Annotated in this window: 7 protein-coding genes; all 7 read right to left on the bottom strand. The window is 37.9% G+C overall.

Going from position 1 to position 12,565, the window contains the following annotated elements; translation table 11 throughout:
• Complete coding sequence (locus Q0X77_RS06690; RefSeq protein ID WP_297794917.1) at positions 1 to 378, bottom strand: DoxX family protein; 378 nt, start codon at positions 376 to 378, stop codon at positions 1 to 3.
• 40 nt (positions 379 to 418) lie between these two features.
• On the bottom strand, positions 419 to 2,677 hold the full coding sequence (locus tag Q0X77_RS06685; protein ID WP_297794915.1) for an aminotransferase class III-fold pyridoxal phosphate-dependent enzyme: 2,259 nt from the start codon (positions 2,675 to 2,677) through the stop codon (positions 419 to 421).
• Between the two features lie 31 nt (positions 2,678 to 2,708).
• Positions 2,709 to 3,197 carry a hypothetical protein gene (locus Q0X77_RS06680; protein ID WP_297794912.1) on the bottom strand — a complete coding sequence of 163 codons (489 nt, stop codon included), beginning with the start codon at positions 3,195 to 3,197 and terminating at the stop codon, positions 2,709 to 2,711.
• Between the two features lie 155 nt (positions 3,198 to 3,352).
• Entirely contained in the window at positions 3,353 to 5,764 is a 2,412-nt protein-coding gene (locus Q0X77_RS06675) for a thiamine pyrophosphate-dependent enzyme (protein WP_297794908.1), read from the bottom strand.
• A 157-nt stretch (positions 5,765 to 5,921) separates the two neighbouring features.
• On the bottom strand, positions 5,922 to 8,756 hold the full coding sequence (locus tag Q0X77_RS06670) for a metalloprotease (protein WP_297794905.1): 2,835 nt from the start codon (positions 8,754 to 8,756) through the stop codon (positions 5,922 to 5,924).
• 7 nt (positions 8,757 to 8,763) lie between these two features.
• Positions 8,764 to 9,450 carry a TIGR00730 family Rossman fold protein gene (locus tag Q0X77_RS06665; protein WP_297794902.1) on the bottom strand — a complete coding sequence of 229 codons (687 nt, stop codon included), beginning with the start codon at positions 9,448 to 9,450 and terminating at the stop codon, positions 8,764 to 8,766.
• 46 nt (positions 9,451 to 9,496) lie between these two features.
• The gene (uvrA, locus tag Q0X77_RS06660) at positions 9,497 to 12,358 is read right to left on the bottom strand and encodes an excinuclease ABC subunit UvrA (protein ID WP_297794899.1); all 2,862 of its coding nucleotides are present in this window, start codon (positions 12,356 to 12,358) and stop codon (positions 9,497 to 9,499) included.
• Between the last annotated feature and the right edge of the window lie 207 nt (positions 12,359 to 12,565).

The raw sequence follows: 12,565 nt of genomic DNA, 5'->3' as shown, positions 1-12,565 counted from the left end.
CTATTTTTTGTCGATGCTGTAACTTCCCGGCCCCATAAACATAATAACAACATAACACATCAGGTAAATCAGTGCTAATTCTTTCTTTCCAAAAGGATCTCCACCATGAACTATAAATGCCGCTACAGCCATAGTAATAATTATTGGTAAGGAAGCCCATCTCGTTTTAAAACCAATTAGAACAAGTATAGGGCAAAGGAATTCTCCAACTACGGCCAAAAAAAGAGAAGGGGTAGCTCCTATCCCGATGGGATCAGAGAATTCAAAATCACCAGCTAAAAGTTTTTGTAATTTGGGAATACCGTGAGAGAGCAAAAAAGCGGAGGTAACAATGCGCAATATTGCCAGGCCAATATCATTTTTGAGTTTTTGAGTCATGTTCTACTAAGATTGGAAAAACTAAAGTAAGCTTTTTTCGCTAACTTTTTATCAAATGCTTAAGAATTTGTCCTATAGAAGTGCAGAGTAAGCTTGCATCATTTTCAGTAAATGCGAGAGGGGGTTTAATTTTAATAACGTTATTAAATGGTCCGTCAGTACTTGTAAGAATGAAATTTTCACGTAATGCATTTACAAGGTTCACAGCAAGATTGGTATTAGGGTTCCCTTCCTTATCTGTAATTTCAACCCCTATAAAAAGGCCATGCCCTCTTATATCTCCTATTTCAGGATATTCTTTTTGTAATTCCGTTAAACATTTTTTTAAGTACGACCCTACTTCCTGGGCATGTTCCTGCAAGCCTTCAGATTCAATAACATCTAAAACCGCGTTACCTATGGCACAGGATACAGGGTTTCCCCCGAAAGAACTAAAAAACTCCGGACCAGTTTCAAAACTCGAAGCAATTTCAGTTGTAGTGACCACCGCACCAATAGGGTGGCCGTTACCCATAGGTTTTCCCAAAATTATCATATCGGGAACCACATTGTAAAATTCATATCCCCAAAAGTTTTTACCCAATCTACCGAACCCAACTTGTACTTCATCGCTTATGCATACCCCCCCCTGTGACCTGATTTTTGGATAGATCCTTTCCAAATAACCAACAGGCAATGGCACCTGCCCTCCACAACCAACTATAGGTTCAGCAATAAAGGCGGCTATTTCATTATTGTTCCTCGTTATTTGCTCAATGGCCAAAGCGGAAAAGTGGTTTGCTGCTTCCTCTTCATCCGAAAACCCGGAACCATAGACCTTGGGTAATTGCACTTCCAGGATATGGTCTTTGGCACCGCCACCACCCTTTGAGGAATATTTATAATGACTCATATCAATGCCGGTTCCTGTGTTTCCATGATAGCCATGTTCAAGGACCATAATTTTTCTTTTTCTTGTATAGGTAGTTGCCATTCTGTAGGCAAGATCACTCGCGGCACTTCCTGAATTCACAAAAAATACCTTATTTAATTTTGCCGGGAACTTTGCTAATAATTTTTCAGAATAGGAGAGAAGTTCTTCGTAGATATATCGTGTATTCGTATTTAATCTGGCCATTGTCCTTTGTCCGGCCCTAACCACTATAGGATGACAATGCCCGGCAAGCATAATATTATTATAGGCGTCTAAATATGTATTGCCATCAATGTCATACATATATTGAAATGCAGATTTATACATTTCTATCGGCCTATTATAACTCAGGGAAAGTGACGTACTCAGATGCTTTTTCCTTCTTGTAAGTTGTTCTTCCAATATATTTTCCGGTTGCCTTTTGTAACCTGCCGCTTTTCGAAATTGGTCCCTAGCTTTAAGAGGATTTATCCGCAACCACCTCCTTAACAAGTCCCAGGCAGGTTTTTCACTTATGGTAATATAGTCGGATTTTGGTTTTATTGTTTTGGCGTAAGCCGAATTGCAGACACTGGTGCACAGGCGGGCGGCCACCAGATAATACAATATATCCAACTCCAACAATTTTAAAGGTAGCACCTTGTTATAGGCCTGTATGACCGGAAATGCACATTCCAGCGGGGACTCCTTATTCATCATTATATAAGTCAGGGCAATGGCCAGCTCATTTATCAGCCAGGAGTGGCACATATCGCCAAAATCTATGATGCCTGCAATCTCATTATTTGCAGCAAGCACATTAAGGTCATTGGGGTCATTATGGATAATACTTTGTCTTAGCCGATGCGCTTCAGGTATTACAATTTCTTCATATTGCAGGAAAAAATAAGACAGCAGTTTTTTGTCATTTCGATTCTCAATAAAATCTATATATTTTTTATTAAGGTTGAAATGTTTTAGGTCCCATTGGGTCTGAATGCCATTGACTACAATGTCTGAATGATTTGACAGTTCCTTATCCATACGTGCGAGAAACGTTCCGAACGAAGAAAGTAACGTATCACTATGACGGATATCAATCAGAAAATCCCCCTCAATAAAGCTTAAAAGTCTATAGATTGAGTTTTCATCAGATTCCAAAAATTTTCCATCAATCGATTTAATAGGGTTTGGGAATTCGTAATCCGCTAGTTTTGAGAGTATTTCAAGAATAGTATTCTCTGCTTTTAAGACAGATTCATTCTTCCTGGTTTTCTCATATACCTTTAAGACATAGGTATGCTCCTTGAGTTCAATTCTGAAATTAGAACTCGCATAGCCTTCCATTGGAGTGATCATTGCATTATCCAGGGAATAGTATTTTTTTAATACTGAAGGCAGGTTCATTGGTTGCGGAAGAATTAATTTTTTTTTCAGACTAATTAGAGCGTGTATAGTTGTATCTGTTTCTTAAAATACGCTCCTCCGTATCCATATACTGAACTTTCTTTTCAACCACATATGCCTCTTCGCTAATGGAATAAGTTTTATACATCACTGCTTTTTTGTTGTTATCCTTCCCTTTAAACCTGGTAACTAAGGTCAATACCCCGTTATCATAATCCTTGTCAATAAGTTCCTCATTCCCTAAATAAGATCCAGCCTTTGTTATTCTAATGTTTTCTTTAGAATTTGCCTTAGGTTCATCGGGATATTCGATATCCATTAATATCTTATTCCCTTTAATAGAAATTTGCATAGCGGTCCTGATCAAAACCTTGGACCCATCACCATAATTTATGTACATCAGATTTCCGCTCCATTTACTGTTATCCAGGTTTTCAAAATCAGAGATGGCTACTTTTGGCTGTGAAAGTAAAGTCCACCCCGTTACCAGGCAGATGATGATAGTGCATAGTGATTTCATGTTTTAAATTTAATTATTTCCGAACACTAATTTACCTAATAAAAAATGTAAAAGGATTAATGGCATAAGTTTATAAGCCATGTGTTGAGTAACATTGGCATTTGTAAGTAATAAAAGATAAAACTCTTGGAAAATGGAATCGCTAAAAAATTGAACTAACGTAGTTTAGGGTATTCCGCGGGATTTGCCTCATGCATAATTTCATATACCTTTTCAAATATATCTTCTGCATTAGGCTTAGAGAAATAGTCCCCATCTGAAGCATAAGCCGGTCTATGAGCTTTTGCCGTTAAGGTTTGAGGCGGGCTGTCAAGATATTGGTAAGCTCCCTGTCGTTCAATAATGTCCTGCATAAGATAAGCCGAACATCCTCCTGGTACATCTTCATCAATAATTAGTAACCTATTCGTTTTTTCAACACTTTGCTTTACCCCATTGGTAAGGTCGAAAGGAAGAAGTGACTGCGCATCAATTACTTCGGCATCAATACCAACTTCTTTTAGTTCCTCGGCTGTATTTTGAACAATTCTCAGAGTAGAACCGTACGATAAAAGGGTAATATCTGAACCTCCTTTTACAACTTCAACCACTCCGATAGGCGTACAGATGTCACCAAGGTTATCTGGCTTGTCTTCTTTAAGCCTGTAACCATTTAAACTTTCAATTATTATTGCCGGTTCATCGCTCTTCATCAGGGTATTATAAAAGCCAGCCGCTTTGGTCATATTCCTTGGGACCAAGACATACATCCCCCTTAGGAAATGAATAATGCCCCCCATTTGAGAACCTGAATGCCAGATACCTTCTAATCGATGTCCTCTGGTCCGGATAATCAGTGGCGCCTTTTGTTTACCCACTGTACGATAAAGCAATGTGGCCAGGTCATCACTCAGGGTTTGTAAACCATATAATAAATAATCGAGATATTGAATTTCGGCTATAGGTCTGAGACCTCTGAGGGCTAAACCAATTCCTTGTCCTATAATTGTTGTTTCACGTATCCCGGTATCAGCAATACGCATTTCGCCATATTTCTCCTGGAGGCCTTCCAGTCCCTGGTTTACATCGCCAATAGCTCCACTATCTTCTCCAAAAATCAGGACCTCCGGATATTTTGCAAAAAGATTATCAAAATTATCACGTAAAATTACTCGGCCATCTACCATTACCGAATTATCGTTATAAACGGGCTTTATTTCCTTAATACTTGTAGCTTTATTGGGTAATTCACTGTAGAGGTGCGAGCTGAATTTCGTTTGTGAATCTTGTAGGAAATTTTCCAGCCATTTTAGCAATGCCGTTTTTTCATTTGAACTTTCACCGAGAACATAACGCAGGGCCTTTCTTGAATTCTTAGCCAAATCTTTCTTTAGTGGTTCTTCAACTGCAATCAGGTCATTCTTTATTTTTGTAATAAACGCCCTGTTAGGACTGCTTAGAGCTAATTTATCCAATAAATTTATCAGGGCTTTTTTAGCTTCCCTATGTGGAGTTAAAAATTCTATCCATGCCTCTTTTTTCGCTGCTCTTACTTCTTTTTTAATCTTTAATTCCAAAGCAGTAAGTGATTCATTGTCGGTGATTTTATTCTCGAGTATCCATTCCCTGAATCTTTTATTACAATCATTTTCTTTTTCCCACAGCAGACGTTCCTCACTTTTATATCGTTCCTGCGAACCGGAGGTAGAATGACCCTGGGGTTGTGTTAAATCAGTAACATGGATTAATACAGGAATATGTTCCTCCCGTGCCAATTCTGAAGCATTCTCATAAACATGAATGAGTGCCGTATAATCCCAGCCTTTTACTTTCAGGATTTCATAACCCTTATTATGCTCATCTCTTTGAAATCCTTTCAGGACTTCGGAAATATCCTCCTTAGTTGTTTGATATTTAGCTGGCACAGAAATACCGTATTGATCATCCCATACACTTATGATCATAGGTACTTGTAAAACTCCTGCCGCATTAAAGGTTTCAAAAAAATGACCTTCAGAAGTACTGGCATTGCCAATTGTACCCCAGGCCACTTCATCGCCGTTGTTGGAAAATTTATCAGAATCTATCCCTTTTACATGACGGTAGATCTTCGATGCCTGTGCCAATCCCAGAAGTCGGGGCATCTGACCGGCAGTTGGAGAAATATCAGCACTGCTATTCTTTTGTGCCGTAAGATCCTTCCAAGATCCGTCAGGATTAAGACTGTACGATCCAAAATGCCCTCCCATTTGCCTTCCGGCGCTCATCGGTTCCTTCTCTATATCCGTAGTAGCGTAAAGACCATGAAAGAAATCTTTAGGTCTTAATTGCCCCAAAGCCATCATAAAAGTTTGATCTCTGTAATAACCGCTTCTAAAATCACCATTACGGAAAGATCTGGCCATTGCCAGTTGTGGTAATTCCTTCCCGTCACCAAAAATTCCAAACTTAGCTTTACCGGTTAAGACTTCTCTTCGGCCTAAGAGACTACATTCCCGGCTGGTAACGGCAATTTCATAATCTGTTAAAATCTGTGCCCTAAAATCTTCAAAAGAAATGTCATCACTTGTTTGCAATTTTAAACTCATTAGGGAAAGATTTGTTGCAAAAATATGAAAACAAGATGATCTTTGCAATCAAAAAAAATGGTTTTATACTAATGATAAATCAAAAAACCCATACAAAAGCAACAATAAATTATAAATAATGTAAAAAATAACAAATTTTCTAAGAATAGTATAATTTCTAAAACCACTTCCTTGTGAAAAGACCTAATAGTGTTTTTGGGCTCAATGTAACTATGAAGCGAATCCGTTCGGCGTAATTGGGTTGAGCAATTTCCCATCCATTGTTGGAATATATAGGGAAGTATAATTCAAAATAGTCTGTGAGTAAATTTAGGCGGATACCGGAATCATATACAAATCTGCCAGATTGATTTTTGTTTTTAATATATCCAATATCTCCGTATAATTCTACCCATTTCCAAATGTTAACACTTGAATTGGCAGTTGTAATCCAATCGTTTGAAAATGGATTTTCCAATTGGGATTTAAAGCCCCCTTCGGCTATAATTAATTGTTGGCTCCATATTCCTGAATCTTCAGACCTGCCTAAATAGTTATAATCAAATAAATAATCCGTTGGCCTGTCCAGTGCAAAGCTAAAATAGTCTCCACTTGTTTTATTGCGCAGAAATTTTCCTGCAAATAGTCTAAAATTGAATTGCGTATTATTAACAAATAGCTTCCTGTACTCCAAATTGAAAGCCAATTTCGTGAATTCATTAGAATATTGAGCATCTGCAAACCACTTAAAATAATCAATGATCCCATTATTCTCATGGGTATATCTTGCATTGAGCACACTGTAATCCGGATCAGTTTCTATATCCAGGTTGGGATCAATATTTCTAAATACATTGACATACCTCAGGGTAAGTCTTTGTCGCTTATTAGAAATGAGGTCAGCAGGTCTCCACCCAAAACTCACGGAAGGGGTAAATGTGCTGTAGCGCGAATTTGTTTGAAAATGAGAGCTAGATCCCCTTATCTGATAATTGGTAACATAAAATCCGCTTTTACCGTGATAATGCCGCACGCTAAGTCTGCCAGAACCTACTAATGATTTTTCATTAAAAGAGTAAGCGGGTGATAAATCAAATACAAAAGGTCGCTCCAAAAGAGTCTTATTGGTAAATCGAATCCCCGGTGTTAAGCCATCATAAATATTGAAACCCAATGTAGGCATATAAAAAATCTGGTTGTAATAAGGATCTTCAGCATCTTTAAAAAATTGAAATTTTAATTTCTTATTGCTAATGAAAAATCCCTTGAGCTTTTTCCAGTTATCCCGCTGATTAAATTCAGGGATGGTCTGGTCATAATTAAGCACCAGTCTCTTTTCAAAATTCCGTGGGATGGTAATAGTTTCTTCGTCTTTTATCCCGGTAAACCAATATTTGGATACCACCGTGTCATTTCTTAATCCGAAAAGTGATATTGGAACTTCTGCACCCGTTTTATTCTTAAGGGTAACAGTTAGAGAATCCTGTGTTTTAATTACATTGGAAATTTTAAAATCAATACGCTCATCAGTAGGGACATAGGTTTTGAAAAACCAATCGATATCTTTCTCAGAATGGTTTTTTAGAATCCCTTCAAAATCAGAGGGTACCACTGGTTTTAAGGAGTACCTTTTATAAAACTCCTTTACAGCCTTATCTATATTTTCAATTCCGGTGTAATCTGCCAGATATGCCAGGCCTAGTCCTGCTTTATAGGTATTAGCTATTTTTTGATTAAATTTTATCAGTGAGTCATTAGGAGTGGTAAGTGCCTGATCAAGATTTTTCCTTGCAGTAAACATGTACAGGAAGGCATATTGATCATTGTAATCCATTTGAGCCAGTTTAAAGCCTCTTATAAGCCAGCTTTTAGATAATTTACCCAGTAGTTTCTGATCGGGATAATACTCTTCCACAAATTTGATCATCATATAATTGATAACTGCATCGTTTATCCATTTTTCCTTTCTTGGATTAAGGAAAATTGATTCTCTAATATAGCTATTGAGGGCAGTTTTCATAAAGGTCATTTCAAACTGAAATTGCCTTTCATATGGGCGTATAAAAGATGGCAGTTGATTTAAACCATATATTGGATTTTTATTAAAATCTACTTCGCTAACAAGCAGTTGTTCATAGGGAAAGTCGCCCAGATTATTATGAATAAACCGAGAAATTCTATTTATGGAAACCCCCTGGGAAATTTCATCGTATTTTGTTGCCTTGAGATCCGTAATCACTATGAGTTCCGGAGTGACATGTTTTGTAAATTTTTTTTCCGCATTAAGAATGATATAACCACTCTTTCTGTTCACACCTTCAAGTGTAGCCTGCTGTTTTCCGGGGAATCCAGTAATATTTACTTCTTTTAAGTTTGTGCCTAAAAACAGAGAATCAGGATAACTGAAGATAATGTTGGTATTCGTAATGTCTGTATACAGGTCTTCAAGATTCTTATTTGAATACAATTGCCATTCGCCATCATAAACAGCAGGGGTGAGGTACCAATCTTTTAAATAATAACCCCCGTCATTATTATAGCCATAAGGCGTATATCTATTTGGCGGAAGCTTTACAGTATAGGTAATAAATAATTTAGCAGAAGCACCCGGCGCCAAAGGGCTATTAAGTTCAATTTTGATGATGTCCAGACCTGAAGTTCTCCCCCATGAGACCGCCCGGTATTCATCATCAACAATAGTGAAAATTTCTGTCTTTCCGCGATCTTTTTCCTTGGCCAAATGCAGGCTTTTTCTAAATTCCTCGGCGAATCTCTTCGCGAGGGGAGTACTTTTATCGGAATAAGCATTTGCCCAATCATTAAAGTACAGGACGTCAAGGGTATCTCTGGAATCATTTATATATTCAAATTCCTGTTGGATATTTAACTCTTTAGATTCGGCTTCCAGGGAAGCCTTAAGATTATTATTATGTTGTGCATAAACACAAGCTGTCCCCATGAGTAAGCACAGGGTGGTAGCTACTAAAAAAGTTGAAATACGCTTGTGAAACATCGTTGACTTAGAAATTTGGACTCAGGGTGTGGCCTTTATAGAATGCATCAATAATCTCAACAACTTCATCTTCCGTATCCACAATTTGTATGAGATCAAGGTCAGACGAGCTAATGTTTCCGGCATTCAGCATAGTGCCCTTAATCCATGTTAAAAGGTCTTTCCAAAAAGACTTTCCTACTAATATAATTGGAAATCTGCCTATTTTTTTTGTCTGGATCAGGGTAACCGCTTCGAAGAGTTCATCCAGGGTGCCAAATCCGCCCGGTAAGACTACAAATGCCTGGGAATATTTTACAAACATCACCTTTCGAACAAAGAAATAGTCAAAATCAAGGCTTTTATCATCGTCAATATAGGGGTTATCATTTTGTTCAAAAGGGAGTTCTATATTGAGACCAACAGAGGTACCTCCTGCCAAATGTGCCCCTTTGTTACCTGCTTCCATTATACCTGGTCCACCACCGGTAATAATACCATATCCTGCTTCGGATACTTTTTTAGCAACATTCACGGTAAGTTCGTAATATTTGGCATCTTCCGGTGTTCTTGCAGAACCAAAAATCGTAACACATGGCCCTATGGCACTCATTTTTTCAAAACCGTTTACAAATTCACCCATAATTTTGAAAATAGCCCATGAGTCATTGGTTTTTATTTCATTCCATCCTTTATGGTGTTTTTCTTTTCTCATCTTTTGTCTTTTTTCAACTAAATCCAATCTAAACTGAACAGGTCATTTAAGTACGTACCTTTAATTTTGAGTTCTTTGCTGCTAATTCTTTCTTCAGGTAAAACGCAGTATAACTTTTGTCGTCTTTTGCAACTTGTTCCGGAGTTCCTTTTGCAATAATCATGCCGCCTCCCCGACCTCCTTCGTAGCCAATATCAATTATAAAATCTGCCATTTTTATAACATCCATGTTGTGTTCTATTACTAAAACTGTATTTCCTTTGTCTACTAATTTATTTAAAACTTCCATGAGTACCCTAATATCCTCAAAATGAAGTCCGGTTGTTGGTTCGTCAAGAATATAGAAAGTATTTCCCGTATCTCTCTTGGATAATTCAGTTGCGAGTTTTACGCGCTGTGCTTCACCTCCTGATAGGGTAGTGGATTGCTGACCCAGAGAGATATATCCAAGTCCCACATCTTGAATAGTTTTTAACTTTCTGTAAATTTTTGGTATCTGGTCAAAAAAGATCACGGCTTCATCAATGGTCATGGCAAGAATATCGGCAATAGACTGTCCTTTATATCTTATTTCAAGGGTCTCCCTGTTAAATCGTTTTCCATTACATGTTTCACATTCCACATATACGTCGGGCAGAAAGTTCATCTCAATTACCCTTAAACCTCCACCCTGACAAGTCTCACATCTCCCTCCTTTTACGTTAAAACTAAACCGACCCGGTTTATAGCCACGTATTGCAGCTTCAGGGGTTTTTGCAAAAAGTGAACGTATTTCACCAAAAACCCCGGTATAGGTCGCCGGATTTGACCTGGGTGTTCTTCCAATAGGAGATTGGTTGATGTCTATCACCTTATCAATATGTTCAAGCCCGGAAATTTCGGAGTATGGCATGGGTCTTTTTACGCCATTGAAATAATGGGCATTCATAATAGGGTAAAGCGTTTCATTTATAAGCGTGGATTTACCACTTCCCGAAACACCGGTCACGGAAATCATTTTTCCCAAAGGGAATTCCACTGATACATTCTTTAAATTATTTCCGGTACAACCTCTTAAAATTATTTTTTTTCCATTCCCTTTCCTTCTTTTATCAGGAATAGGAATTTCTTTTTCACCAGTAATGTATTGAGCGGTTTCTGTGTGATGATCAATGAGCTCGGCAGGCGTTCCCTGAGAAATTATTTCACCTCCATGTTTCCCTGCTTTAGGGCCAATATCAATTACATGATCAGCACTTTCAATCATGTCACGGTCATGCTCAACAACGATTACCGAATTGCCAATATCCCGCAGTGATTCCAATGATTGAATGAGACGATTATTGTCCCTCTGGTGCAAGCCTATACTGGGTTCATCAAGGATATAAAGCACGCCGACCAACTGGGAACCAATTTGCGTTGCAAGACGTATTCTTTGCGCTTCACCTCCTGAAAGGGATTTTGAACTTCGGTTGAGCGATAAATAATCAAGTCCTACATCCAATAAAAACTTAATCCTGGATTTAATTTCCTTAATTATTTCTTCCGCAATCTTTCTTTGATTTCCCTGTAATTTATCCTCAATCTGATCAAAAAATTGAGCCAGATCAGAGATATCAAGCTGACACAGGTCTGCAATATTTTTATTCTCAATTTTGTAATTGAGAGATTCTATTTTTAACCTGCTTCCATTGCATGTAGGACAGGTTTTTTTGTCCATGAAATCTCTTGCCCAGCGTTTTATTGAGGTAGAATCCGCCTGTTCATACTGATTTTTGATAAAATTTGCAATACCTTCATAATCAATATGGTACTGTCTTTTTACGCCCAAAGTTTTGGAGTCAATTTCAAACTGCTCTGAGCCACCATATAGGATAATACTCAGGGCATCATCCGGAATTTTTGAAATTGGATCCGTAAGCTCAAATTCATGGCGTTTGGAAATAGTTTCCAATTGTTTAAAAGCCCAAGACTTTTTGTACTCACCTAAAGGCGCAATGCCACCTGATTGAATGGACAATTTTTTATTGGGAAAAATTTTGCTTTCATTCACTTCATATACATGGCCCAGCCCGTTGCAGCTTACACACATTCCCTTAGGAGAATTAAATGAAAATGTATTGGGTTCCGGTGAGGGATATGAAATTCCGGTTGTTGGGCACATCAGATCCCTGCTAAAATACCTGGGGACTGATTCTCCTTCTTCAAGTACCATTAAGACATTGTTACCGCTATACATCGCAGTATTTATAGACTCGGAAAGTCTTTTGTCCTGATTACTATTTCCGTCAACAACCAAGCGATCAATGACGATTTCGATATCATGGGTTTTATATCGATCTACTTTCATCCCTTTAGTAATATCTGTAATCTGACCGTCTACTCTTACTTTTACAAAGCCCTGCTTACCAATTTGTTCAAATAGTTCCCGGTAATGTCCTTTTCTTGACTTAATAACCGGGGCTAAAATATTTATTCGCTTACCGAAGTAAGATTCGCTGATTAGCTCCCTGATCTTATCATCACTGTAACTGACCATTTTTTCACCAGTATTATAGCTATAGGCATCCGAGGCCCGTGCATATAATAATCTGAGAAAATCGTAGACTTCGGTAATGGTTCCAACAGTAGAACGCGGTGATTTGGAAGTGGTTTTCTGTTCTATCGCTATTACAGGGGAAAGACCGTCAATTTTATCTACATCAGGACGTTCAAGACCTCCTAAAAATTGCCTTGCATAGGCAGAAAAGGTTTCAATATAACGACGTTGGCCTTCGGCGTAGATGGTGTCAAAAGCCAAGGAGGATTTTCCACTGCCGGAAAGTCCGGTAATTACTACCAGTTTTTCTCTTGGGATGGTTACATCTATATTTTTTAAATTGTGAACCCGAACTCCCTTAACTTCAATATTCTCCTCAAAATTTATCATCAAATTAGGCAAAGTTGCAAAGGTACGATTTTGACAACTAAATTGGAAGTAAGGTATATTTTGATTTCAACAATATATCATGATCAAAATGATGCAAACTTTTTTGTTTGTAAGGCATCCCGGGATTAGTTTCCAAAACGTATTAAAATTATGACCCGGTTAGCATAGTTCTGCTTGAAGAGTTGTTCAAACCATGTGTCCAAAAGA

The sequence above is a fragment of the uncultured Eudoraea sp. genome (assembly GCF_947258925.1).
GTDB lineage: Bacteria > Bacteroidota > Bacteroidia > Flavobacteriales > Flavobacteriaceae > Eudoraea.
This window is presented reverse-complemented; position numbering and strand designations above follow the sequence as displayed.

Bases quoted from the DNA above. Each gene is read 5' to 3' on its own strand.
- Q0X77_RS06690 (WP_297794917.1), bottom strand. From the start codon at position 378: ATGACTCAAAAACTCAAAAATGATATTGGCCTGGCAATATTGCGCATT.
- Q0X77_RS06685 (WP_297794915.1), bottom strand. From the start codon at position 2,677: ATGAACCTGCCTTCAGTATTAAAAAAATACTATTCCCTGGATAATGCA.
- Q0X77_RS06680 (WP_297794912.1), bottom strand. From the start codon at position 3,197: ATGAAATCACTATGCACTATCATCATCTGCCTGGTAACGGGGTGGACT.
- Q0X77_RS06675 (WP_297794908.1), bottom strand. From the start codon at position 5,764: ATGAGTTTAAAATTGCAAACAAGTGATGACATTTCTTTTGAAGATTTT.
- Q0X77_RS06670 (WP_297794905.1), bottom strand. From the start codon at position 8,756: ATGTTTCACAAGCGTATTTCAACTTTTTTAGTAGCTACCACCCTGTGC.
- Q0X77_RS06665 (WP_297794902.1), bottom strand. From the start codon at position 9,450: ATGAGAAAAGAAAAACACCATAAAGGATGGAATGAAATAAAAACCAAT.
- uvrA (WP_297794899.1), bottom strand. From the start codon at position 12,358: ATGATAAATTTTGAGGAGAATATTGAAGTTAAGGGAGTTCGGGTTCAC.